General features: G+C 66.3%; 25 protein-coding genes. 11 read left to right on the forward strand and 14 right to left on the reverse strand.

What is annotated here, in order from left to right:
• Positions 1-2: 2 nt before the first annotated feature.
• Positions 3-1,478, reverse strand: coding sequence for a DNA repair protein RadA (gene radA / locus MMSP_RS04765; RefSeq protein WP_015357440.1), 1,476 nt, complete (start codon positions 1,476-1,478; stop codon positions 3-5).
• 41 nt (positions 1,479-1,519) lie between these two features.
• A complete protein-coding gene (locus tag MMSP_RS04770; protein ID WP_012396605.1) occupies positions 1,520-2,077 on the reverse strand; it encodes a hypothetical protein in 558 nt (185 codons plus the stop codon).
• Positions 2,078-2,518: 441 nt separating this feature from the next.
• Here MMSP_RS04770 and carD point away from each other — a divergent pair, with 441 nt between their 5' ends.
• Genes carD through rlmB form a run of 5 tightly spaced genes read left to right on the forward strand, consistent with a single transcriptional unit; the run spans position 2,519 to position 6,598 of the window.
• On the forward strand, positions 2,519-3,007 hold the full coding sequence (carD, locus tag MMSP_RS04775) for an RNA polymerase-binding transcription factor CarD (RefSeq protein ID WP_003419482.1): 489 nt from the start codon (positions 2,519-2,521) through the stop codon (positions 3,005-3,007).
• A 16-nt stretch (positions 3,008-3,023) separates the two neighbouring features.
• Positions 3,024-3,707, forward strand: a complete 684-nt coding sequence (ispD, locus tag MMSP_RS04780) for a 2-C-methyl-D-erythritol 4-phosphate cytidylyltransferase (RefSeq protein WP_020785699.1) — start codon at positions 3,024-3,026, stop codon at positions 3,705-3,707.
• The gene (ispF, locus tag MMSP_RS04785) at positions 3,704-4,201 is read left to right on the forward strand and encodes a 2-C-methyl-D-erythritol 2,4-cyclodiphosphate synthase (RefSeq protein WP_012396603.1); all 498 of its coding nucleotides are present in this window, start codon (positions 3,704-3,706) and stop codon (positions 4,199-4,201) included. Before ispD ends, ispF begins: the two co-directional genes overlap by 4 nt.
• Before the next feature lie 57 nt (positions 4,202-4,258).
• Positions 4,259-5,665: a cysteine--tRNA ligase gene (gene cysS, locus MMSP_RS04790; protein ID WP_020785700.1), complete on the forward strand. Its 1,407-nt coding sequence runs from the start codon at positions 4,259-4,261 to the stop codon at positions 5,663-5,665.
• Entirely contained in the window at positions 5,666-6,598 is a 933-nt protein-coding gene (gene rlmB / locus MMSP_RS04795; protein WP_020785701.1) for a 23S rRNA (guanosine(2251)-2'-O)-methyltransferase RlmB, read from the forward strand.
• Between the two features lie 22 nt (positions 6,599-6,620).
• Here rlmB and MMSP_RS04800 read toward each other — a convergent pair whose 3' ends face one another.
• The 8 genes from MMSP_RS04800 to MMSP_RS04835 form a co-directional block, all read right to left on the reverse strand.
• A complete protein-coding gene (locus tag MMSP_RS04800; RefSeq protein WP_036426187.1) occupies positions 6,621-7,862 on the reverse strand; it encodes an SLC13 family permease in 1,242 nt (413 codons plus the stop codon).
• Between the two features lie 22 nt (positions 7,863-7,884).
• The gene (locus MMSP_RS04805; RefSeq protein WP_020785703.1) at positions 7,885-8,790 is read right to left on the reverse strand and encodes an MBL fold metallo-hydrolase; all 906 of its coding nucleotides are present in this window, start codon (positions 8,788-8,790) and stop codon (positions 7,885-7,887) included.
• A complete protein-coding gene (locus MMSP_RS04810) occupies positions 8,790-9,548 on the reverse strand; it encodes a LamB/YcsF family protein (RefSeq protein ID WP_020785704.1) in 759 nt (252 codons plus the stop codon). Before MMSP_RS04810 ends, MMSP_RS04805 begins: the two co-directional genes overlap by 1 nt.
• 18 nt (positions 9,549-9,566) lie before the next feature.
• The gene (locus MMSP_RS04815; RefSeq protein ID WP_012396597.1) at positions 9,567-10,316 is read right to left on the reverse strand and encodes a sensor domain-containing protein; all 750 of its coding nucleotides are present in this window, start codon (positions 10,314-10,316) and stop codon (positions 9,567-9,569) included.
• Positions 10,317-10,330: 14 nt separating this feature from the next.
• Complete coding sequence (locus MMSP_RS04820; protein ID WP_223161803.1) at positions 10,331-10,999, reverse strand: sensor domain-containing protein; 669 nt, start codon at positions 10,997-10,999, stop codon at positions 10,331-10,333.
• Positions 11,000-11,133: 134 nt separating this feature from the next.
• Positions 11,134-11,985, reverse strand: coding sequence for a metal ABC transporter permease (locus MMSP_RS04825; protein ID WP_020785706.1), 852 nt, complete (start codon positions 11,983-11,985; stop codon positions 11,134-11,136).
• Positions 11,982-12,800: a metal ABC transporter ATP-binding protein gene (locus MMSP_RS04830; RefSeq protein ID WP_020785707.1), complete on the reverse strand. Its 819-nt coding sequence runs from the start codon at positions 12,798-12,800 to the stop codon at positions 11,982-11,984. Before MMSP_RS04830 ends, MMSP_RS04825 begins: the two co-directional genes overlap by 4 nt.
• 8 nt (positions 12,801-12,808) lie before the next feature.
• Positions 12,809-13,717 carry a metal ABC transporter solute-binding protein, Zn/Mn family gene (locus MMSP_RS04835; protein WP_020785708.1) on the reverse strand — a complete coding sequence of 303 codons (909 nt, stop codon included), beginning with the start codon at positions 13,715-13,717 and terminating at the stop codon, positions 12,809-12,811.
• Positions 13,718-13,809: 92 nt separating this feature from the next.
• Between MMSP_RS04835 and MMSP_RS04840 the strand changes: the two genes are divergently transcribed.
• Positions 13,810-14,889, forward strand: a complete 1,080-nt coding sequence (locus MMSP_RS04840) for a substrate-binding domain-containing protein (protein WP_015357431.1) — start codon at positions 13,810-13,812, stop codon at positions 14,887-14,889.
• Positions 14,890-14,895: 6 nt separating this feature from the next.
• Here the strand turns inward: MMSP_RS04840 and kstR are convergent, their stop codons facing one another.
• Complete coding sequence (kstR, locus tag MMSP_RS04845) at positions 14,896-15,498, reverse strand: cholesterol catabolism transcriptional regulator KstR (protein ID WP_011741789.1); 603 nt, start codon at positions 15,496-15,498, stop codon at positions 14,896-14,898.
• 281 nt (positions 15,499-15,779) lie between these two features.
• On the opposite strand from kstR, the gene MMSP_RS04850 reads away from it, so the two are divergent.
• The gene (locus MMSP_RS04850) at positions 15,780-17,915 is read left to right on the forward strand and encodes an acyl-CoA dehydrogenase (protein ID WP_020785710.1); all 2,136 of its coding nucleotides are present in this window, start codon (positions 15,780-15,782) and stop codon (positions 17,913-17,915) included.
• Between the two features lie 15 nt (positions 17,916-17,930).
• Here MMSP_RS04850 and MMSP_RS04855 read toward each other — a convergent pair whose 3' ends face one another.
• Both MMSP_RS04855 and MMSP_RS04860 read right to left on the reverse strand, forming a co-directional pair.
• Positions 17,931-18,461, reverse strand: a complete 531-nt coding sequence (locus MMSP_RS04855) for a hypothetical protein (protein ID WP_012396590.1) — start codon at positions 18,459-18,461, stop codon at positions 17,931-17,933.
• A 45-nt stretch (positions 18,462-18,506) separates the two neighbouring features.
• Positions 18,507-19,583 (reverse strand): ferredoxin--NADP reductase, encoded by a 1,077-nt coding sequence (locus MMSP_RS04860; RefSeq protein ID WP_020785711.1) that lies wholly within the window; start codon positions 19,581-19,583, stop codon positions 18,507-18,509.
• Positions 19,584-19,776: 193 nt separating this feature from the next.
• Between MMSP_RS04860 and hsaA the strand changes: the two genes are divergently transcribed.
• Genes hsaA through hsaB form a run of 4 tightly spaced genes read left to right on the forward strand, consistent with a single transcriptional unit; the run spans position 19,777 to position 23,325 of the window.
• A complete protein-coding gene (gene hsaA / locus MMSP_RS04865) occupies positions 19,777-20,961 on the forward strand; it encodes a 3-hydroxy-9,10-secoandrosta-1,3,5(10)-triene-9,17-dione monooxygenase oxygenase subunit (protein WP_020785712.1) in 1,185 nt (394 codons plus the stop codon).
• The gene (gene hsaD, locus MMSP_RS04870; protein ID WP_036426190.1) at positions 20,961-21,848 is read left to right on the forward strand and encodes a 4,5:9,10-diseco-3-hydroxy-5,9,17-trioxoandrosta-1(10),2-diene-4-oate hydrolase; all 888 of its coding nucleotides are present in this window, start codon (positions 20,961-20,963) and stop codon (positions 21,846-21,848) included. The genes hsaA and hsaD overlap by 1 nt, the downstream gene beginning before the upstream one ends.
• The gene (hsaC, locus tag MMSP_RS04875; RefSeq protein WP_020785714.1) at positions 21,845-22,747 is read left to right on the forward strand and encodes an iron-dependent extradiol dioxygenase HsaC; all 903 of its coding nucleotides are present in this window, start codon (positions 21,845-21,847) and stop codon (positions 22,745-22,747) included. The genes hsaD and hsaC overlap by 4 nt, the downstream gene beginning before the upstream one ends.
• A gap of 11 nt (positions 22,748-22,758) precedes the next feature.
• The gene (gene hsaB / locus MMSP_RS04880) at positions 22,759-23,325 is read left to right on the forward strand and encodes a 3-hydroxy-9,10-secoandrosta-1,3,5(10)-triene-9,17-dione monooxygenase reductase subunit (protein WP_011741782.1); all 567 of its coding nucleotides are present in this window, start codon (positions 22,759-22,761) and stop codon (positions 23,323-23,325) included.
• An 85-nt stretch (positions 23,326-23,410) separates the two neighbouring features.
• On the opposite strand, the gene MMSP_RS04885 is transcribed toward hsaB, so the two are convergent.
• Positions 23,411-23,818 (reverse strand): hypothetical protein, encoded by a 408-nt coding sequence (locus MMSP_RS04885; RefSeq protein ID WP_011741781.1) that lies wholly within the window; start codon positions 23,816-23,818, stop codon positions 23,411-23,413.
• Between the last annotated feature and the right edge of the window lie 121 nt (positions 23,819-23,939).

Here is a 23,939-nt window from a genome sequence, read left to right on the forward strand (position 1 = left end):
CGCTAGTGGGAGGTGTCTAGCCGATGCACCTTCGCCGAAGGGGCGCTGCGGTGGTCGGCGATGTCGATCATGTGCTCGAGTGCGGCCACGATTGTGGGCGCGCAGAGCGTGCGCAGGCCCGCCGGCACCGCCTCGCAGCCGGGCGGGACCAGTGCGATGTTGAATCCCTGCCGGGCGGCCTCGGCCAGGCGCCGGTCCATCCCGTTGACCCGCCGCAGGTCGCCCGCCAGGCCGACCTCGCCGATCATCACCGCGGTGGTGGGTAGCGGCAGGTTCGCATACGCCGAGGCCAGTGCGATCGCGACGGCCAGATCCGATGAGGGATCGGTCAACCGCATCCCGCCGACGGTGGACAGATACATGTCGTTGACGGCCAGTGACAGCCGCGCGTGTTTTTCCAGGACGGCGCTGATCATGGCGGCCCGGGCATGGTCGATCCCGCTGACAGCGCGTCTGGGTGCCCCGCCGTTCGGCGTCGCCAGCAACGCCTGGACTTCCCCGATAAGGGGGCGCTTTCCATCCAGGGTCACCGTGATCGCGGTGCCGGGAACCGGTGTGGGGCGTTGATCCAGGAACAGGTTGGACGGATCGGCTACGCCCTCGATCCCGTTATCGTGCAGCAGGAAGCAACCCACCTCGTCAGCCGCGCCGAACCGATTCTTGACGCCACGGACCATTCGCAACCCGCCGTTGCGGTCGCCTTCGAAGTGCAGCACGACGTCGACCAGGTGTTCTAGCGAGCGGGGGCCGGCGATGGCTCCATCCTTGGTGACGTGCCCGACGAGAATCAGCGCGAAGCCATTGGACTTGGCCGCCGCGGTGAGCGCGGCGGTGACGGCGCGCACCTGTGTCACCCCGCCGGTAACGCCGTCGACCTCGCTGGTGGACATCGTCTGTACCGAGTCGACGATCACCAATGCCGACCCAACCGTGTCGATGTGGTCCAAGACCGCGTGCAGGTCGGATTCGGCGGCCAGATAGATCTCCGCGCTGTTGTCGATCGCTGAGACCTCGGAGATATCGGGGGCCGCCGGGCCGCCGCAGCCGATCCGGTCGGCGCGCAGCCGGATCTGCCCCGCGGACTCTTCGCCGGAGATGTACAAAACGCGTTGCCCCGACTGCGCCCAGCGGTGGGCCACTTCGAGCAGCAGCGTCGACTTGCCGACACCGGGCTCGCCGGCCAGCAGCGTCACCGAACCCGGCACCACACCGCCGCCGAGCACCCGGTCGAGTTCGTCGATGCCGGTAGGGCGGTGCCGGCTGAGATTGGGCTGGACGGAACTTATCGGAACGGCCTGCGACGTCGGTACCGCCGGACCGTGCGCCCGGCGACCCAAGCGACTGCCTCCGCCGACTGCGCTGAGAACGGACACTTCTTCGACGGTGCCCCAGCTGCTGCACTCCGGGCATCGCCCCACCCACTTGGCGGTGAGATACCGGCAGTCCGCGCAGCGGTATTGCAAACGTGCGTTGGCCACGCGGTGACCGTATCGGCTGGGTCTGACAGCCGGCCGGACGCTTAGTGCTTGTCTGGCTCGGCGGCTTCCACGTGCGGCTCGGCCAACGGCGCGGAAATGGGCACCATCACCGAGCCCTGCCCGGCCTTCTCGAAGTTGAAGGTGAAGTTGTACATCAGACCGTTGGTGATCGGCTTGGCCAACGCGACGGTGGCCTTGGCCGATTCATTCGAGTCCAGCGGACCCGGTGCGACGAGCTGGCCGTCCGGTGTGCCGATGAACAACATGCCGCCCGCCGGTAGTTGAGCGTCGCCGGTCATCGTGACCTTGCCGATGTCGCTGGTGATGCTGACGAGCCGATCCGACAAATCCGGTGACTGGTTCACTGCCACCAGCACCAAGTCCACATTGTGGCCGGGACGCAGGAAATCACTGGTCCGTTGGAGGGCCTGGATGCGGATGTCGCGCAGCGCGACGTTGTTGATGGTGAGCCTGTTGCCGTTGACCGCCGACTCCTGCGACGCGGTTTGCGAGATCTGACCCGCTCCACAACCGCTGAGCAGGGTGGCAGTCAGAGCGACCAGGCCGACCGATACGAGGCGGATTTTGAACAGGTTCACTCGAAGCCTCCCGCTGGGTTCGGAGCATCGTCGATCACATGACGGCGTGCTGACACCGATTCGACTATGCACAGTAGTAGGTAGCCGCCGCGGACGGTAGCGCAGGCGGCCTCGGCGCCGTCGTGGCGTCGCGATGGTTGGCGCCAGACCCGCGTGATCGGCGTCCCGCCCAGGGCCGCCGGGGTGGTGAGCCTCGGCTTGGTCCAGCCGTAGTGAGACGGGATGTCTTCCCGGTTGTCGGGTTTGGGTGGGCGGTCACATGTTCGCTGGCTGTGGGCGTGTCGGGGGTCGTCGAAGCGGCCGCGAACAGGGCTGGACGATGCACGTCTTGCACCTCCTGTCAACCCCCAATGTTGAGCCGCGATGCCCCCGACCTGCACCGTTGGACCGCAGTCGTTAGGGGGCGTGTTAGCATGGAGCGACGAAAGGGGCCTAAATCAGATGATCTTCAAGGTCGGTGACACCGTTGTCTACCCACACCACGGTGCTGCGTTAGTCGAGGCGATCGAAACCCGGACCATCAAAGGGGAACAAAAAGAGTATCTCGTCTTGAAGGTGGCGCAGGGCGACCTGACGGTTCGAGTGCCCGCTGAGAACGCTGAGTACGTCGGAGTTCGCGATGTCGTCGGTCAGGAAGGTCTCGACAAAGTCTTCCAGGTGCTGCGCGCCCCGCACACCGAAGAGCCGACCAACTGGTCCCGTCGTTACAAGGCCAACCTGGAGAAACTCGCTTCGGGCGATGTAAACAAGGTGGCCGAGGTGGTTCGCGATCTGTGGCGTCGCGACCAGGAGCGCGGCCTGTCGGCCGGCGAGAAGCGCATGCTGGCAAAAGCCCGCCAGATTCTGGTCGGCGAACTGGCTCTGGCCGAAAGCACCGATGACGCTAAAGCGGAAACAATCCTCGACGAGGTTTTGGCCGCCGCTTCCTGATATCCCGAGTCGTTAGGTGGCCGGGGGAACCCAGGGCGTCGCCGCGATTGTTCCGGCCGCAGGGTCGGGTCAGCGGCTCGCGGCTGGCGTGCCTAAGGCGTTCTATCAACTCGAAGGTCAAACTCTGGTTGAGCGAGCCGTCAGGGGCTTGCTCGAATCCGGGGTGGTGGCCACCGTCGTGGTGGCGGTACCCCCAGATCGCACCGACGAGGCAAAGCTGATCCTGGGCCGCGAGGCCACCATTGTGGCCGGCGGCGCCGATCGCACCGAAAGTGTGAGCCGGGCCTTGTCCGCCTTGTCGGCCGGCGTCTCGCCGGAATTCGTACTTGTCCATGACGCTGCGCGGGCGCTGACGCCGCCGGCACTGGTCGTGCGGTTGGTCGGCATGTTGCGGGCTGGCCATGCCGCGGTCGTACCGGTGCTGCCGCTCACTGACACAATCAAGGCTGTGGATGCCAATGGGGTGGTTCTGGGTACGCCGGAACGCGCGGGGCTGAGGGCGGTGCAGACCCCGCAGGGGTTCTCCACCGAACTGCTGCTGCGCGCCTACCGACACGCGGGCGTCTCCGCCTTCACCGATGACGCATCGCTGGTTGAGCATGTCGGTGGGCAGGTGCACGTGGTTGCCGGCGACCCGCTGGCGTTCAAGATCACCAACCGTCTCGATCTGTTGCTGGCCCACGCGGTTGTGCGCGGGTGAACGGCCTACCCCGAGTGGGCCTGGGTGTTGACGTTCACCCGATCGAGCCCGGAAGACCATGCTGGCTGGTGGGGCTGCTGTTCCCGAGCGCCGACGGCTGCGCCGGGCATTCCGACGGGGACGTCGCCGCGCATGCGCTGTGTGATGCCGTGTTGTCGGCGGCCGGGCTGGGCGACATCGGTGACGTGTTCGGCGTCGGTGATCCACGCTGGGAAGGGGTCAGCGGCGCCACCATGCTGCGTCATGTGGTCGAGCTGATCACGCAGCACGGCTATCGGGTCGGCAACGCCTCCGTGCAGGTGGTCGGCAACCGGCCGAAGATCGGCTGGCGACGTTACGAGGCCCAGGCGGTGTTGTCCCGATTGCTCAACGCCCCGGTGTCGGTATCGGCCACCACCACTGACGGACTTGGCCTGACCGGACGCGGCGAAGGTTTGGCCGCGATCGCGACGGCATTGGTGGTTTCCCTGCGTGATCCGCTGGGATCCCAGTAGGGCTCAGCGCGACGCTTGCCGCCATCGCATATCGCGCAGGCAGTAAGCTGGCACGCCGTGACCGAACGTGCCGGCTTGCGGCTACATGACACGGCGGCAGGTGTCGTGCGTGATTTCGTTCCGCTGCGCGAGGGCCACGTCTCCATCTACCTCTGCGGAGCGACGGTGCAGGGTCTTCCCCACATCGGTCACGTCCGCAGCGGGGTTGCCTTCGACATCCTGCGGCGCTGGCTGATGGCGCGGGGTTTTGACGTCGCCTTCATCCGCAATGTGACCGACATCGACGACAAGATCCTCAACAAGGCCGCCGCTGCCGAGCGCCCGTGGTGGGAATGGGCCGCCACCTACGAGCGTGCGTTTACCGCGGCCTACGACGCGCTGGATGTCCTTCCGCCGTCAGCGGAGCCCAGGGCCACCGGCCACGTGACTCAGATGGTTGAGCTGATCGAGCGGCTGATCGAACGGGGCCACGCCTATGCCGGTGGTGGCGACGTCTATTTCGATGTCCTGAGCTATCCCGATTACGGCCAGCTGTCCGGGCACAAGGTCGACGACGTCCATCAGGGCGAGGGGGTGGCGACCGGTAAGCGTGACCAGCGCGATTTCACCTTGTGGAAGGGTGCGAAACCGGGCGAGCCGTCCTGGCCGACGCCATGGGGCCGCGGGCGCCCGGGCTGGCACCTGGAATGCTCCGCCATGGCTCGCACTTACCTCGGCGCACAGTTCGACATCCATTGCGGTGGGATGGATTTGATCTTTCCCCATCACGAGAATGAGATTGCGCAGAGCCGGGCCGCCGGCGACGGGTTCGCCCGCTATTGGTTGCACAACGGGTGGGTGACCATGGGCGGGGAAAAGATGAGCAAGTCGCTGGGCAACGTGTTGGCGATTCCGACCATGCTGCAGCGGGTCCGCCCGGCCGAATTGCGCTACTACCTGGGTAGCGCTCACTATCGGTCGATGCTCGAGTTCTCCGATATCGCCCTGCAGGACGCGGTGAACGCCTACGTCGGGGTTGAGGAGTTCCTGCACCGGGTGCGCAGCCGGGTCGGTGCCGTCGTTGTGGGTGATTGGACGCCGCGATTCGCCGCAGCGCTCGACGACGATCTTTCGGTCCCGATCGCGCTGGCCGAAATTCACCACACCCGCGCCGAAGGCAACCGCGCGCTCGACGCCGGGGACCACGATGCAGCGCTGCAAAGCGCAAGCTCAATTCGCGCGATGATGGGCATCCTGGGCTGCGACCCGCTCGACGAACGCTGGGAATCTCGGGACGAGACGTCGGCCGCGTTGGCGGCCGTCGACGTGCTGGTCCAGGCCGAGTTGGAGAACCGCCAGAAGGCGCGCGAAGAGCGCAACTGGGTGCTGGCCGATGAGATTCGCAACCGCCTCAAGAACGCCGGTATCGAGGTCACCGATACCGCCGACGGACCGCAGTGGCTGTTGGGTGGTGACGGTAAGTAGATGGCTGGTAATTCTCAGCGCCGGGGAGCGATACGCAAGTCGGGCACCAAGAAGGGCACCAGCGTCGGGTCCGGCGGCCAGCGCCGTCGTGGTCTGGAAGGGCGCGGTCCCACGCCGTCGGCACACATGCGGCCCAACCATCCCGCCGCGAAGCGGGCCAAAGCGCAGCAGCGCCGGCCGGCCCGAGGCCGCACTGACGAAACCGAAACCGTGCTGGGCCGCAACCCGGTGCTGGAATGCCTGCGGGCCGGCGTGCCGTCGACGGCGCTCTACGTCGCGCTTGGTGTCGAAGCGGACGAGCGACTGACCGAGTCCGTCTCTCGAGCCGCCGACTCCGGAATTCCGATTCTCGAAGTGCCCCGGACCGATTTGGACCGGATGACCGCCAACCATCTTCATCAGGGCATCGCGCTGCAGGTGCCGCCGTACAACTACGCCCATCCCGATGATCTGCTGGCTGCCGCATTGGATACGCCGCCAGCGCTTCTGGTCGCGTTGGACAACATCTCCGACCCGCGCAACCTCGGCGCCATCGTGCGTTCGGTGGCGGCCTTCGGCGGCCACGGCGTGCTAATCCCACAACGTCGTTCGGCTTCGGTGACGGCGGTAGCGTGGCGCACCAGCGCCGGGGCGGCTGCCCGGATGCCGGTCGCGCGGGCCACCAATCTCACCCGAGCCCTGAAGGATTGGGCCGATCGCGGCGTGCGGGTGGTGGGCCTGGATGCCGGCGGCGCCGCCGCCATCGACGACCTGGACGGCAGCGACCCGATCGTGGTGGTCGTCGGTTCGGAAGGCAAGGGGCTGTCCCGGCTGGTGCGGCAGACCTGCGATGAGGTGGTATCGGTGCCGATGGCCGGCCCGACCGAATCGCTGAACGCCTCCGTGGCCGCCGGTGTGGTGCTCGCCGAAATCGCCCGTCAGCGCAGAACCTGACGCCGGCCGCGCACCAGCTCGATCACAGGCCCAGCAGTCGCACGCTGACCCACAACCCGATTACCGCGGCTACCAGCGCAACCGGGACTGTGCACAACCCGAGTCGGGTGTACTCGCTGACCCCGGCCTCGACGTTGTGCTGGCGCAGTACCCGCCGCCACAGCAGATTCGAGAGCGAACCTACATAGGTCAGGTTAGGTCCGATGTTGACCCCGATCAGCACCGCCAGTACGGCAGCCGGACCGTTGCCCGCCACCAACGGCATCAATACCAGCGTCGCGGGCAGGTTGTTGACCACGTTGGCCAGCAGCGCGGCCACCGTGGCGATCACCAGGAGCGCCGTCAGCCCCGATCCCGATGGCACCACCGCGGACATCTTGTCAGCGATTCCGCTGAGCATGACGGCCTGAACGACCACCCCCAGCGCCAGCACGAACACCAGGAACGACACATTGGCCGAGCGGGCAATCTCGATTACCGAGGTGTGGCGATGGCGCAGACTGCGCACCGCCAGTACGGAGGCACCGGCCAGGGCCGCCCATGCGGGCGCCACGCCCAGCGACTCGGCGGTGGCGAACCCGACCAGCGTCAGCGCCACGACCACCAAAACAAACACCGGCGGCCGCGGTGGTGGCCCCACATGCTCACGATTGGGCTCTGCGACCAGATCCCGTGCGAAGAACCAGCGGAAGATCACGTACACCGCAGCTATCGCCAACAGCCACGGCAACGTCATCACCAGGGTGAATTTGGTGAACGAGATGTCGGCCCCACGGTAGGCGAGCAGGTTGGTCAGGTTTGACACCGGCAGCAACAGCGAGGCGGCATTGGCCAAGTGGGCCGTGGCGTAGGCATATGGTCGAACGGGTGTTCGCAATCTGCGCACGGTGGCCAGGACCACCGGCGTCAACAGCACCACGGTGGCATCCAGACTCAGCGCCGCGGTGATCAGCGCGGCTACCACGAAAACCTGGCCTAGCGGCCCGTGTGAACTGCGGCTGGACCGCGCCATCGCGGCACCCGCGGCCTCGAACAGGCCTTCGTCGTCGCAGAGTTTGGCCAGGACCAGCACCGCGCCGAGGAAGGCGACCACTCCGGCCAACCCGGAAACCTGTGCCGCCGCCTGCTGCGGCGAGATGGCGCCCATCGCGATCAAGATGCCGGCCGCCGGAACCGCGGCCACCGCCTCGGGCCACCCGCGCGGACGTGCTACCGCAAACGCGAGGACTACCGCTAGCAGTAGCAGCGCAACCGTTAGTGTCAAGTTTCAGCAGCTCTTTACGTCTTTACACCCAGGGATCCTCGCGTTGCCACACGGTCGGCATCTGCAACGGGATGCCGTCTTGTGCAGCCAACTCATCGAGAATACGGATGGACATATCCAGATCGTCGGCCGCATAAGGAAAGGCCCGCATCGGCTTTGACAGCGGGCGGAAGAAGTCGTCCCAGTGGACAAGGACCACGCGGCGTGCCGCGACCGCGCGCACCACCTCGTTCCAATAGTCGATCAGGTATGACCGCCGTTGCAGCCCCAGCTGGCCGACGCCGAGGTAGACGACCTCGGCGCGGTAGGCGACGAATCCGGCGCTGCCCTGGATCAGCAGCCGCCGCCCCGACGGTCGGTGGTGGATGTGCGTCGACCAGGCTTCACCGCAGCGGTAGGCCGACGCCTTTACCGGTGGGACCACCGGCTCGCTGATCACCCCGGGAAATCGGTCCGGGGGGCAGTGGTGCGACTCGATCAGGGTGACGTCGTAGGCGCCCAACTCCATCGACTGGCCGGGGACAGCCACCACCAGGCGATCCTCGGCCAGCCCGTAGCCGCGCCCGATATTGGCCGCGGATTCGCCACCGACCAACAGCGCGCCGGTACGGTCGGCCACCAGTGCGGAGTCCATCGCGTGGTCGATATGGGTGTGCACCGGTATGACGGCCGCCAGTTCCGACGCCTTGGCTTGGGCCAGGCAGCCGTCGACGCGCGCCGCCGATGGCGCCAGCTTGCCGGCAGCGACCTGCGCCAGGCTCGGCCGGGAGAAGTATCCGTCGGTCATCAGCGCCGATGAGCCGTCGTCGAGTAGCACCGTCGACACACCGATCCACATCGCCGAGAGCGGAGCATCGGGCTTGGCAGCGGGAACGCCAAACCGATGTGAATAGCGCTTGAGGTCGGGCCGCCCGAATCGAAGACGCATCAGCAAAACGCCCTTATCTCGTTGCCGGCCGCCGTCAGCCGGTCCCGCACCGCCGTCGCGATCTGCACCGCGCCGGGCGAATCCCCGTGCACACAAATCGATTCCATGGTGATCGGGACTTGCGTGCTGTCGACCGCGGTGACCTTGCCCGAGGCCACCATGGACACCGCCCGCTGCGCGATCGCCGCGGCATCGGCCAGCACCGCACCGTGCTCGCGACGCGAGACCAGTTGTCCGTCGGACCGGTAGGCGCGATCGGCGAACGCCTCGGCGACCGTGCGTAGCCCAAGGTCGGTCGCTTGTTGGAAAAACACCGAGCCCGTCATCCCCAGCACCGGCAGCGTGGCGTCCACCATCCGTACCGCCTCGGCGACGGCGGCCGCCTGGTCCCGGTGGGTCACGATGGTGTTGTACAGGGCGCCATGGGGTTTGACGTAGGACACCGTGGATCCACAAGACTGGGCTATGGCCTGCAATGCGCCGATCTGGTACACGACTTCGGCGACCAGATCTTCCGGGTCCACATCGATGAAACGCCTGCCGAAGCCAGCAAGATCGCGATAGCCCACCTGGGCTCCGATCCGCACCCCCCGCTCGGCGGCCGCCCGGCACACGCGAAGCAGGCCGGCAGGTTCTCCGGCGTGAAAGCCGCACGCCACGTTGGCGCTGGTGACTATTCCAAGCATGGCGTCGTCGTCGCCCAACTGCCAAATGCCAAAGCCTTCGCCCAAGTCGGCGTTGAGGTCGATATAGGGCACGTGCCTAGCTTATGGGGACTATTGGGGTATCCGGGAGATCACCTGGTCGATGAGGTTTTCCAGCGCCGAGGTCGTGTTTTTGCTCATCAGGCAGACCCGCGCCTCGGCGAGCACGCTGTCCTGCAACGCCATCGCGTGTGAACACGTCCATCGGGGGTCTTCCTGTTGGCGCAGCAACACCTCGATGCGCGAGCCGCTGGCGATCACAGGTCCGGTGTTGAAGTAGCTGTGGTTGCCGTTGGAAGAGTGAAAGCCGTATCGCCGATTCGCGCAGCCCTGCCAGTCCTGGCGCGCGCGTTGCAGCAATGCGGCGGCATCGGCGGCGACGGGAAACGATGTGAGTAGCTGTGTGACGTCGGCCTGTACGACATTGGGGCTGGTCATCTGGTTGCCGCGCATCGCGACCCAGCCGCTGTTGGCGTAGACGGACGTGTCGCCGATCGACGCCAGCCCCAGGCAGGTGGGATCGTCGACGACCTTGGACCCGTCGGCTGTGCCGGTAATCGCGCCGACCAGCGACATGTTGGTTCCACCGACTAGCGCCACCACTTGTTGCTGAGTCAGCAGTGCTCCCTCCAGTGCGGCCGCCGCCACAATGCGTGGCGCTGCTCTGGTGGTTGTGGTGGGGGCATGGCCCAGGTTGGCGGCCGGCAAGGCGGTGCCCGCCACGGTGGTGCTACAGCCGGCCAGCGCCAGAGCGGCCGTCGCTGCCAGCGCCATCGCGCCCCGCGCCAGCCTCAGGTGGGGAACCCAGCCGGTTACCTGCATGGCCCGCTGCGGGCCTACTGTTTGGCGGCTTTGGCCGCGATCTGTTGCGCAACATCGGCCGCCACCGCACCCGATTGGCTGTAGGCGCACGTCACCACATCGATGGCGACGTTGTTGCGCACGGTCAGAGCCCGTTGGCAGGTCCATCCGTCGCCGGCTTCCTGGACCTGGGAGGTGCTCAGCATGCCGTTGTCATTGACGACGTCGGAGACCGTCCAGATGGTGTCGGGTTGGTCCGTGCTGACGTCGGTGAAACGGCGATTCGAGCAGTTGCCCCAACTGCGTACCGAGGAGTTGTAGAAAGCGCTGGCATCGTGGGCGCTGGGAAAGGCCACAACGGCCTGAATGGCGTAGTGCTTGCGTCGCTTGGAATCATCGACGCTGTCGTCCATCCGCTGGCCTCGCATCGCGGTCCAACCGGTGCCGGCGTACACCTCGTCCTGGGCGGGGCCATCGACTGCCAAGCAGTTCTTGTCCGAGATGTTCTTGCTCCAGTCCCACATCGCCTTGGCGTTGAACCAGACTTTCATCGAGGTCGCGCCCAGTGCGCTGTCGATCTGGCTGACGTCGAGCAGGAGATCGTCCAGCGCTGAAACGGCGATCGGAGTCTGGTTCAACGGCCCCGACATATCCGCGGCCACTGCATTGCCATCGACGATGTTGGTGCAACCGGTGACGAGCATGCCCGCACCTCCCACCAGCGCGGCTAGCGCGGCGACTCGCTGGCGCACTATTCCCTCCCCTCACGACCCCCAACGACGGCCGCAAGTCGGTGCACCCGGCTTGACGACCGTGTGCGACCAGGATAAACGCTGCCTCAGCGGTGGCGCCCCAGCAGTCGACAAATCAGATAGATCAGGAAGGAGATGGTGGCCACAAACACCGACACCGGTACCCCGGGGGCCAGGGACAACACGATGCCACCCACGGCCGCCACCTCCGCGAAAACCACCGAGGTCAGGATCGCCGCGGCCGGTGCGGTGACCACTCGCGCGGCCGCGGCGGCCGGGGTGATCAGCAAGGACATCACCAGCAGGGCTCCGACGATCTGGACCGCCTGAGCCGCCACCACACCGACCAGGGCGGCAAAAACGATGCTCAGGGTGCGCACCGGGACGCCGCGGGCCGCGGCGACCTCGGGGTCGACGGTGGCGAACAGCAGCGGCCGGTAACAGATCGCCAGCGCCGCGACGACAAGAACGCAGATCAGCGCCAGCATGGTCAGGCCGGAATAGCCGACGCCGACGATCTGGGCGGTCAGTAGCGCGAAACTGGTTCCGGTCCGTCCCGGGTAGAGGTGGATGAACAGGACTGCCAAGCCCATCCCGAACGCCAGCACGACGCCGATCACCGAGTCACGCTCGCGGGCACGCTGGCCCAGAATGCCGAACAGTGCCGCCGCCAACGCGCTGCCCACCAGCGCGCCGACGCCCACCGGCAACCCGGACAGCAGTGCGAACGCCGCTCCGGTCAGCGATAACTCGCTCGAGCCGTGAACGGCGAACGACATCTGGCGCATCACGACGAACGGCCCGATCAATCCGGCCACCAGCCCGAGCAACGCGGCGGCTATCAGCGCCTGCTGGACGAAGTCGTGTCTGAGTAGGTGGGCGGTGATGTCGAACGCGAACAGATGGTCCAGCATGTCGACGAGCCGGTCGTTGGTCATCGGAGCCCGTCCTGGGCGTCGACTACCAGATAGCGGGTGTGGGGGCCCTTGACGACTTTGATCACCTCGATATCGGCGCGGTACAGCGTCGAGAGGGTCTGGCTGGTCATCACCTGCTCGACGGTGCCGATCAGGAATCGCCCGTCGACCAGGTAGAGCACCCGGTCCACGTACGGCAAGATCGGGTTGACCTCGTGGGTGACCACCATGACCGCGGTTGCGGCCTCCCGGCGACGGCGATCGAGCAGGGCGGCGACCAGGTTGGCGTTGGCCGGGTCGAGGGCCAGTAGCGGTTCATCGCACAGCAGCAACGACGGGTCGCTTGCCAGTGCCTGGGCGACGCGTATCCGCTGCAGCTCGCCCCCCGACATCAGCCCCACCCGGACGTCGGCAAGCCGCTCACCGTCGACCTGCTGCAGCGCCCGCTGCACGGCTTCGCGGCGACGGGCCCGCTCGCCCGAGCGCAACGCAACCGCACCCCACCGGCATCCGTCGACACCCAGCCCGACCAGGTCGCGCCCGCGCAGCATCACCTCCTGGTCGATCGGATGGTGCTGTGGGACATAGCCGATATGGCCGCGGCGCGTTCGACCGGTGTCGAGCCTGGCGCCGTCCACCAGCGCCACACCTGCGCTCAACGCGAGTTCGCCGAGCAACACCTTGAGCAACGAGGTCTTGCCGGTGCCGTTGGGCCCGAGCACGGCGATGAATTCGCCGCGTGACACCGACAGATCGAGGTCCTCCCACAGGACCCGATCGCCGAATGCCAGCCGCGCACCGCGCAGCGCAATTGCCGGGTGGTTCGACTGGTTCAAGGACGTGCCTAGCGGCCGGACCGCAACGCCGCCGCCAGCTGGTCGACGGTGTTGCGCTGCCAGGTCAGGTAGTCGGTGTCGATCGGCATGGTCTCGGACACTTCGGCCACGGGCACCCCGGCCCGGTGCGCGGCGGCCTGCAGACCGGCGGTCGTGGCGGTGGCGGTCTGCGGGTTGACCAATAACGCCGCGACCTCCCGGCGGTCGATCAGGGTCAGCACCGAGGCGAGGTCGGCGGGTGCCGGATCGCTGTCGTTCTCATTGGCCTGAGCGAATGCGGCCGGGGTGCGATTGACCAGTCCGGAGGCCGCTAGCAGGTAGTGCACCACGGGTTCGGTCGCGATGACCCCTACGGCCGGGTGCTCGGCACCGATGGCGCGTTCGGAATCGACGATGGCGTCCGCGTTGCGGCCGAACTCGACCGCGTTGGTCCGGTATTCGGCGGCATGGGCCGGGTCGATGATCGCCAGCCGTTCGGCGATCGTGGCGGCGACGGACTTGGCGACGTGCAGGTTGTAGAAGACGTGCTCGTCGGGTGGGCGTGCCGCATCGGTTCCCAGCAGGGAGTAGGCGTCGATTGCGTTGATGGCCGGATGGTTGGCCAGCACGTTGTCCACCCACGGGTCGTAGCCGCCGCCGTTGTAGATCAGCAGGCTGGAGTCGGCGATCATGGCGGCGTCGACCGGACTGGCCTGATACGAGTGCGGGTCCGAAGCCGCGCCCGTGAGGATTGACTTCACCGCGAGATGTCCTCCGGCGACGGCGCGCGCCACGCTGCCCCAGACATCGGTTGATGCCACCACCGTGGCCGCGCCGGGGTGCGCGTCGTGGTCGGTTCCGCACGCCGCAACACCGGTTGCGCCGAGCACGGATAGCAGGATGGCCGAGAACCCGTGTGCCACCCTGACCCGCAACATACCTCTAATAGTAATGACAACCGTTTCCATTAGAAACTCGACTGGTCGCGTCGCGTGGCCGTGCGGCCGGGGGCGTTGTAGCCTCACCGAACGTGAGTCCCACTCCGCGGCGGCGTGCGACTCTGGCGTCGTTGGCAGCCGAACTCAAGGTGTCGCGCAGCACCATCTCGAATGCCTTCAACCGGCCGGACCAGCTCTCCGCCGAACTGCGTGAACGGGTGCTGGCCACGGCCAAGCGGATGGGCTATCCGGGGCCTGATCCGGTGGCCCGCTCGTTGCGGACTCGAAAAGCGGGCGCCGTCGGTTTGGTGATGGCCGAGCCGCTGACCTACTTCTTCAGCGACCCCGCGGCACGCGACTTCGTAACCGGTGTGGCGCAATCCTGCGAGGAGCTGGGGCAGGGGCTGTTGTTGGTGGCCGTCGGTGCCAGCCGGAGCCTCGAAGATGGCACCGCGGCAGTGCTCAATGCCGGGGTGGACGGTTTCGTCGTGTACTCGGTCCGCGACGACGATCCCTACCTGCAGGTGGTTCTGCAGCGCCGGCTACCGGTGGTGGTGGTCGACCAGCCCAAGGAGCTGGCCGGGGTGTCCAGGGTGGGCATCGACGACCGGGCGGCGATGCGCAAGATCGCCGATTACGTGCTGAGCTTGGGGCATCGTCAGATCGGGCTGTTGACCATGCGCCTGGGCCGGGACCGGCGCCAAGATCTGGTCGATGCCGAGCGGCTCAAGTCGCCGACTTTCGATGTGCAGCGTGAGCGCATCACGGGCGTGTGGGAGGCGATGACCGCCGCCGGTGTCGATCCGGAATCGCTGACCGTGGTGGAAAGCTACGAGCACCTGCCGACCTCGGGTGGCGACGCGGCCAAGGTGGCGCTGGAAGCCAACCCGCGGATCACGGCCTTGATGTGCACGGCGGACATCTTGGCCTTATCGGCCATGGATTACCTGCGCGGGCACGGCATTTATGTTCCGGGGCAGATGACCGTGACCGGGTTCGACGGCGTGCCCGAAGCGATCAGCCGGGGATTGACGACGGTGTCGCAGCCGAGCCTGCAAAAGGGCCGCCGCGCCGGGGAGCTGCTGCAGAACCCGCCGCGATCCGGTCTGCCGGTCGTCGAGCTGCTCGATACCGAGCTGATCCGGGGCCGCACCGCGGGCCCGCCGGCTTGACCGGTGTTAGGCGGTCGCCTCCTGATCGCCGATCAGCAGCCGTACCGCCAAATCCAGCCGCTTGCTGACGTCGGTGGCCGAGGCGCGCCGGGTCAGCCACGCGAGCAGGTTCGAGAGCCACACGTCGGAAATCACCCGGGCGATGTGGTACTGGTCCTCGGTGGGCTCGCCGTCGGCCATCGCCCGGGCAAACATGCTGTCGATGAGCTTTTCCACCTGGTCGACCTCGGTGGCCGCAGATGCGTCGGCGAACACGTAGGCGCGTGTCATCGCCTCGGTGAGCAGCGGATTGCGCTGCATCGCCCGGTTGAGTTTTCCGACCATGAAGTTGAGCCGCTGAAACGGCGTGCCGCCGGTCATCGCCGACCGGTCCGTCTTGGCGTCGATGCGGCTGAACTCGCGGCCCAGCGCCGACACCAGCAGATGAACCTTCGACGGGAAGTACCGGTACAGCGTGCCGACCGCGACGTCGGCCCGGTCGGCCACGGCACGCATCTGCACGGCCTCGTAGCCGCCCTTCGAGGCGATGGCCATGGTGGCGTCCAGGATGCGCTTGCGGCGCTCCCGCTGTGCCTCCGAGCCCAGCTCTGATTCAGCCAGTACTGCCACCTTCACGACCTCACGAGGTTGTGCGTCGGCAGCACGGCCAGGGTTGGTGTTCGCTGGCGACATCTGGCGGGCAACTCCTCTCCCGGGCGGATCGCTGCAAAACGATACGCATGTTGTGCGTAAATTTCTCACCTCCGCGTAGCCGGGACAACGACGTGTACTGGCCTAATGGCCACCAACTTGACGTTGGTCGTCTGCACTATTAGAACACGTTCTAGTAAGTATGAACGGTTCTCGGACATGTTCGAGCAATGTGAATTTGATGACGCGGAGGACTGCAGGTGGTAGCGATTGTCTCCGACCAACAGTTGGCGGCGCGCGAGTTGGTGCGCGACTGGGCCCGAACTGCGGCCGCGGGGGAGATTCCGACCGCCGCGAGCCGTGAAATTGAGCGGGGAAACGCCGACGCTTGGCGCCCGGTGTTCACCGGCCTGGCCGAACTGGGTCTGTTCGGCGTTGCGGTTCCGGAGGACCACGGCGGTGCCGGCGGCACCATCGAGGACCTGTGCGCCATGATCGAGGAAGCGGCCAAGGCGCTGGTGCCGGGGCCGGTGGCCAGCACCGCCGTGGCCACCGCGGTGCTGGCCGAGGCCGGCGCCGAACCCCAGTTGCTGGCCGCACTGGCGTCGGGCGAGCGGTTCGCCGGGCTGGCGCTCGAGGGTGAGCTGCAGTTCGACCAGAACACCTCCCTCGCCTCGGGTAGCGCCCCGCTGGTACTGGGCGCTATCGCCGGCGGCGTGGTGCTGCTGCCGGCCGGGGCGAGTTGGCTGCTCGTCGACACCACCGCCGAGGGGGTGGCGGTGGAGCCATTGGCGGCCACGGACTTTTCCCGGCCGCTGGCCCGGGTGGTACTGGCCGCGGCGCCGGCGCTGTCGCTGGGCGAGTTGGGGCAGCGGGTCGAGGATCTGACCGCGACCGTGCTGGCGGCCGAGGCGGCCGGGGTCACCCGGTGGGCGTTGGAAACCGCGGTGGCCTACGCCAAGGTGCGCGAGCAGTTCGGCAAGCCGATCGGTAGCTTCCAGGCCATCAAGCACCTCTGCGCCGAGATGCTCTGCCGGGCCGAGCAGGCCGACGTGGCCGCCGCCGACGCGGCCCGGGCGGCCGCGGAGTCCGACGACCAACAATTCGCACTCGCGGCGGCGCTGGCCGCCGGCATCGGCATTTCGGCCGCGAAGGCCAATGTCAAAGACTGCATTCAGGTGCTCGGCGGTATCGGCTGCACCTGGGAGCACGACGCTCATCTGTATCTGCGCCGGGCCCACAGCATCGGCCGATTCCTCGGCGGCGCCGAGCGCTGGCTGCGCCGCGTCGCCGCGTTGACCCAGGCCGGTGTGCGTCGTCGCCTCGACATCGACCTTTCTGAGGTGGCCGACCTGCGTCCCGAGATCGCCGCGGCCGTCGCAGACGTTGCCGCGCTGCCCGAGCAGAAGCGTCAGGTCGCCCTGGCCGAAGCCGGCCTGCTGGCACCGCATTGGCCGGCGCCCTACGGGCGCGGCGCATCCCCGGCCGAGCAATTGCTGATCGACCAGGAGCTGGCGGCGGCCGGCGTGGTGCGGCCGGATCTGGTGATCGGGTGGTGGGCGGCGCCCACCATCCTCGAACACGGCACGCCCGAACAGATCGCGCGCTTTGTACCGAGCACCCTGCGTGGTGACTTCCTTTGGTGTCAGCTGTTTTCCGAGCCGGGTGCCGGTTCGGACCTGGCGTCACTGCGCACCAAGGCGGTCCGCGGTGACGGCGGCTGGCTGCTGACCGGACAGAAGGTATGGACCTCCGCGGCGCACAAAGCCCGGTGGGGCGTGTGCCTGGCCCGGACCGACCCGGACGCCCCGAAACACAAGGGCATCACCTACTTCCTGCTGGACATGACCGCGCCGGGGATCGAGATCCGGCCGCTGCGTGAGATCACCGGCGACTCGTTGTTCAACGAGGTCTTTCTGGAGAACGTGTTCATTCCCGACCAGATGGTGGTCGGAGCGGTCAACGACGGCTGGCGGCTGGCCCGCACCACACTGGCCAACGAGCGGGTCGCGATGGCCACCGGGACGGCGCTGGGCAACCCGATGGAAGAGCTGCTCGAGGTGCTGGCCGAGCTGGAACTCGACACCGGCCAGCAGGATCGGCTGGCCAGGTTGATCGTTGCCACCCAAACCGGTGCACTGCTCGATCAGCGCATCGCCCAACTGGTCATGGGCGGGCGGGATCCGGGAGCGCAATCCAGCGTGCGCAAGCTGATCGGAGTGCGTTATCGCCAGGCGCTGGCCGAATACATGATGGATGTGTCCGCCTGCGGCGGTCTGGTGGAGAACCGTGCCGTGTTCGATTTCCTCAACACCCGGTGTCTCACGATTGCCGGTGGCACCGAACAGATCCTGCTGACCGTGGCGGCCGAACGGCTGCTGGGTCTGCCGCGCTAGCTGCCGCCGGGAGCGCTAGGAGAAGTTGGTCTGCGCGCAGGTGCTGGGGGAGGTGAGGTTGACCCCGGGGTAGACCACCTGCATGTGCGTGCACACGTAGACATTCACGTTGGTCATCGGCTGGCCGGTTTCCCAGCTGGCGGAGTCGATCACGCCGGTCGTCTGGTACTTGTCGGGTGGGCCCTCGCCGAAGTAGACGGTGGTGATCACGTCGGAGCCGGCCTGCTTCATCACCCGTTCGAACTGGCTGGTGGCGTGCGCGTCCAGGTAAGCCAATCGATTCGACGACCTGATCTCGGTGGTTTGACGTGCCCACAACCCGGGCGGAAAGCCGGTCGGGCCTTCTGGGGTGCGCAGGTTTGCTCCGGCGACGAAGTCGCAGCTGCCGTTGGGGTGGCAGTCGACGAACGAGTGCGTCTCGAGTTGGGTGGTCTCATCGACCGGGAACAGGGTGGTGGCGGTATTGCTGGCCGCGGCCGAGGTGGGACTGGGCAAGAAGGTGAGCATCAGCGCGGGAATCGCCAGGCCTGTCATCAGCCGCCTCATCGTGCGTCCTCTCGTCGACCCGTCTGGGTGAACTTAACGCCGCGACTATTCGCCGTAGGTCACTTCCACCGAATCAGATTCCGGGTGAGATTGACAGGCCAAAATCAGTCCATCGTCGAGATCCTGCTGCTCGAGCACGTCGTTGACTTCCATGTTCACCTTGCCGCTGCGCAGGGTGGCCGCGCAGGCGCCGCAGTGCCCTTCCCGGCACGAGAACGGTGCGTCCAAACCGGCGGCCAGCAGCACGTCGAGCAGCTTGGCGCTGCGCGGCCAGGACACGGTGTGGGTTTGTCCGTCCAGTTCCACCACCGCCGTGGCCGGTGGTTCGGCCGCGGAGTCCTCGACCGTCACCGCCGCGAACGGATCCGACTCCAGCGACTTGAACACCTCGATATGCACTTGCCCGGCAGGCACATCCAGGGTCTGCAGGGCGACGCGCGCGGCCTCCATGAACGGGCCGGGGCCGCAGATGAAGGCGGTTCGGCCGGTGAAGGGCGCGGTCAGCTGTGCCAGTGCGGTCGCGCTGGGCAGTCCCTGCAGCGACTCGAGCCAATGCACCACCGTGAGCCGGTCCGGATACTTGGCGGACAGCTCGCGCAGTGCGTCGGCGAATATCACCGAGCGTTCGTCGCGGTTGGCGTAGAGCAGCGTCACCTGCCCGCTGCCCTCGGCCAGCGCCGACTTGCAGATCGACATGATCGGGGTGATCCCGCTTCCCGCCGCCAGCAGCAGAAAGTCGTCATCGAGCGTCTTGGGTACGAAGTTGCCCGACGGCGCCAGCACATGGATGCGCATCCCCTGATGGGCGTTGTCGCACAGCCAGTTGGACGCATAACCGTCGGCGGTGCGCTTGACCGCCACGGTCAGCGCGTCATCGGTAAACGGCGAGCTGCACAGCGAGTAGCAACGCGCCACCGAACCGGTGCGCTCGCTGGGAACCCGAAGCGTCAGAAACTGGCCGGGCGCGTAGCGTAGGCGCTCCGGTGGGATCCGAGGGTCATCGGAACCGTCCGGAACGGCGAACACCAGCGACCGGGCGTCGTCGGTTTCGGCGACGACCTCGGCGATCTGCAGTTCCAGGACATGGCTGCCAAGTGGCTCGTCAGGAATTGCGTCGGTCAATAGCCGCCCTCTCCTTGGTCTCGACTAGAACATGTTATAGAAAACTCGATTCACATCGCTACCAGGTGCAGGAATACCCTGCTCGACACAAATCGGAACGTGTTCTAGTCTTGCTCTAGGTTCCATGCCCGGCTGTTCCGTGGGTCCGCATCGGCCGCGGTGCCCAGTCCGCACTCGCAGGAGGCAAAGGTAAGTGACGACGATTCAACAGCGCGATGCGCAGTCGGTGCTGGCTGCCATCGATGATCTGCTCCCGCAGCTTCGGGAGCGGGCTCAAGCGACTGAGGATCTGCGCAGGCTGCCGGACGAGACCGTCCAGGCACTCGAAGATGTCGGCTTCTTCACCCTGCTGCAACCCGAGCAGTGGGGCGGCCTGCAGTGCGATCCCACGCTGTTCTACGAGGCGACGCGGCGGCTGGCGAGCGCGTGCGGTTCCACCGGCTGGGTGAGCTCGATCATCGGCGTGCACAACTGGCATCTGGCACTGTTTGATCAGCTTGCCCAGGAAGAGGTCTGGGGCAGTGACCCCAAGACGCGGATCTCCTCGTCCTATGCGCCGATGGGCGCGGGCGTCGTGGTCGACGGCGGCTACCTGGTCAACGGCTCATGGAACTGGTCATCCGGCTGTGATCACGCGACCTGGTGTTTCGCGGGTGGTCCGGTGATTAAGGACGGCCGCCCGGTCGACTTCGGTAGCTTCCTGATTCCCCGTACCGAGTACCGCATCGACGATGTCTGGCATGTGGTCGGTCTGCGAGGCACCGGCAGCAACACCGTGGTGGTCAAAGGTGTTTTCGTGCCACGGCACCGGTTCCTGTCTTACAAGGCGATGAACGACCACACCGCGGGCGGGCTGCAGACCAACACCGCACCCGTCTACAAAATGCCATGGGGCACAATGCACCCCACCACGATCACGGCCCCCATCGTCGGGATGGCCTACGGCGCGTACGACGCGCACGTCGAGCACCAGGGCAAGCGCGTGCGTGCCGCATTCGCCGGCGAGAAGGCTAAGGATGACCCGTTCGCAAAGGTCCGCATCGCCGAAGCGGCCAGCGACATCGACGCCGCCTGGCGACAGCTGATGGGCAACGTCGGTGACGAGTACGCGTTGTTGTCCGCCGGCAAAGAGATTCCCTTCGACCTGCGGACGCGGGCGCGCCGTGATCAGGTGCGCGCCACCGGCCGGTCGATCGCCTCGATTGACCGGTTGTTTGAGGCCTCCGGTGCTACCGCCCTGGCCAATGACGCTCCTATTCAGCGGTTCTGGCGCGACGCGCACGCCGGTCGGGTGCATGCGGCCAACGACCCCGAGCGTGCTTACGTGATATTCGGGAACAACGAATTCGGGTTGCCGGCCGGCGACACCATGGTCTGATGACAGTGACCCAGTCCAAGACTGCAGAGCACACATTCGAATCCACCTCGCGCTATGCCGAGGTCGACGTCGACGGACCGCTGAAGCTGCACTATCACGAAGCGGGCGTCGGCAACGATCAGACCGTGGTGCTGTTGCACGGCGGCGGACCCGGGTCGTCGAGCTGGTCGAACTTCGCCCGCAATATCGAGGTGCTGGCCCAGCAGTTCCACGTGCTGGCCGTCGACCAGCCCGGATACGGTCACTCCGACAAGCGGGCCGAGCACGGCCAGTTCAATCATTATGCGGCTAGGGCGCTCAAGCAATTGTTCGACCAATTGGGGCTGGGACGCGTTCCGTTGGTGGGCAATTCGCTGGGCGGCGGCACCGCGGTGCGCTTTGCGCTCGACTACCCGGACCGGGCCGGACGTTTGGTGTTGATGGGACCGGGCGGGTTGAGCATCAACCTGTTTGCGCCTGACCCGACCGAAGGGGTGAAACGGCTGGGGAAGTTCTCGGTCGCACCCACCCGGGAGAACCTCGAGGCGTTCCTGCGGGTCATGGTCTACGACCAGAAGCTGATCACCCCCGAGCTGGTGGACCAGCGTTTTGAACTGGCCCGCACACCTGAGTCGCTGGCCGCCACGCGGGCAATGGGAAAGTCTTTTGCCGCAGCGGATTTCGAGCTCGGCATGATGTGGCGCGAAGTTTACAAGCTGCGTCAGCCGGTACTGCTGATCTGGGGTCGTGAGGATCGGGTGAATCCGCTCGACGGAGCGCTGGTGGCGCTGAAAACGATCCCGCGCGCCCAGCTGCACGTCTTCGGGCAGTGCGGACATTGGGCGCAGGTGGAGAAGTTTGACGAGTTCAACCGGTTGACCATTGATTTCTTAGGAGGTGCGAGATGAGCATCCGTTCGCTGGGCTATCTGCGCATCGAAGCCACCGATATGGCTGCCTGGCGCGAGTACGGGCTCAAGGTGCTCGGCATGGTCGAGGGAAAAGGCAGTACCGAGGGTGCGCTGTATCTGCGCATGGATGACTTTCCGGCCCGGCTGGTGATCGTGCCCGGCACCCAGGACCGGTTAGCCGAGGCCGGCTGGGAATGTGCGGATGCCCAAGGGCTGCAAGAAATCCGGAATCGGCTCGACGTGGAAGGCACGCCCTACAAGGAAGCTACCGCCGCCGAACTGGCGGACCGCCGCGTCGACGAGATGATCTTGTTCTCCGACCCATCGGGAAACCCGCTGGCGGTGTTCCACGGCGCCGCGCTGGAGCACCGGCGGGTGGTGAGCCCGTATGGGCACAAGTTTGTCACCGGTGAGCAGGGGCTGGGGCACGTCGTGCTGACCACCCGCGACGACGCCGAGGCGCTGCACTTCTATCGGGATGTGCTGGGCTTCAAGCTGCGTGACTCGATGCGGATGCCGCCGCAGGTGGTTGGCCGTCCCGCTGACGGAGCGCCGGCCTGGTTGCGCTTCTTCGGCTGCAATCCCCGCCACCATTCGCTGGCTTTCCTGCCGCTACCGACGCCCAGCGGCATCGTGCATTTGATGGTCGAGGTGCAGAATTCCGACGACGTGGGTCTGTGCCTGGACCGCGCGTTGCATCGCAAAGTACCCATGTCGGCCACCCTGGGCCGGCATGTCAACGACCTGATGCTGTCGTTCTACATGAAGACGCCCGGCGGGTTCGATGTTGAATTCGGTTGTGAGGGAAGACAGGTCGATGACCACGATTGGATCGCCCGGGAAAGTACAGCGGTCAGTCTGTGGGGCCATGACTTCACGGTCGGCGCTCGCGGCTAGCTCGGACGACAATGGCGGCTGACCCGATCGACCCGCGCACATTTCGCCACGTGCTCGGACAGTTCTGCACCGGGATCACCATCATCACCACGGTGCATGACGACGTGCCGAGTGGGTTTGCGTGTCAGTCTTTTGCGGCGCTGTCGCTGGACCCGCCGCTGGTGTTGTTCTGTCCGACCAAGGTGTCGCGTTCCTGGAAAGCCATCGAGGCCAGCGGCCGGTTCTGCGTGAACGTGCTCACCGAGAAACAAAAGTCCGTGTCGGCGCGGTTCGGGTCCAAGGAGTCCGACAAGTTCGCCGGTATCGATTGGCGCCCTTCTGAACTCGGTTCGCCGATCATTGATGGGTCGCTGGCCTACATCGATTGCACGGTGGCCTCGGTGCATGACGGCGGAGATCACTTCGTGGTCTTCGGCGCGGTTCATTCGCTATCGGAAGTGCCCAAGATCAAGCCTCGGCCGCTGCTGTTCTACCGGGGCGACTACACGGGCATCGAACCGGACAAGACCACGCCCGCTCAGTGGCGTGACGACCTGGAAGCGTTTTTGACCGCAACGACCCAGGACACCTGGCTCTAGCGGGCTGCCTCCCTCTTCCCGCGAACGCAACGCCACGGCGAAAATCAAGGGGAAAATTTCGCCGTGGCGCTACGCCCGCCTTCGGTTACCGGCTGCTACCGGTGTCCACGGCGTCGCTTTGCGAAGCGGTCTGCGATGATTGCGCCCCGGCTTCTGGGGCCAGGTCCTCGGCGCGTTGCCACTGCTCGTCTAGTTGCGTCCGGGTCGCTTCGGCCTCGCTTTGGTGTTGGGCCGCGCGTTCCTGCAACCGCGCGGCTTCGGCGGCCTTCACCTCGGCCTCGGCTTGGGCGGCGCGCGCCTTGGCGGCGGTTTCGTCGGCGAGTGCCCGACGTCGTTCCAGTTGGGCGGCCTGAAGTCGGGCCTGCTCGCGAATCTCTTCGGCCTGCTGTTGCCGGCGGTGGCGCCGCGTCCTGCTGGCCACGACGATCAGGCCGCCGAGCACGACTATCGCTGCAACTACCCCGACAACGATCCAAATCATGCTGCTGTTCATGAGGGCTCCGGTGCTAGTCGGTGGTGCTGTGGTCGTCTGTACCGGGTTCCCCGTATTTGACAGAAATCAAACAAGCGCGAATCGGCTGCATATCGCGGTTGTTCGGCACCGGAATAGCGAT

Origin of the sequence: Mycobacterium sp. 012931, from assembly GCF_000419295.1 — a bacterium.
In the GTDB taxonomy this organism is placed as follows: Bacteria; Actinomycetota; Actinomycetes; order Mycobacteriales; family Mycobacteriaceae; genus Mycobacterium; species Mycobacterium marinum.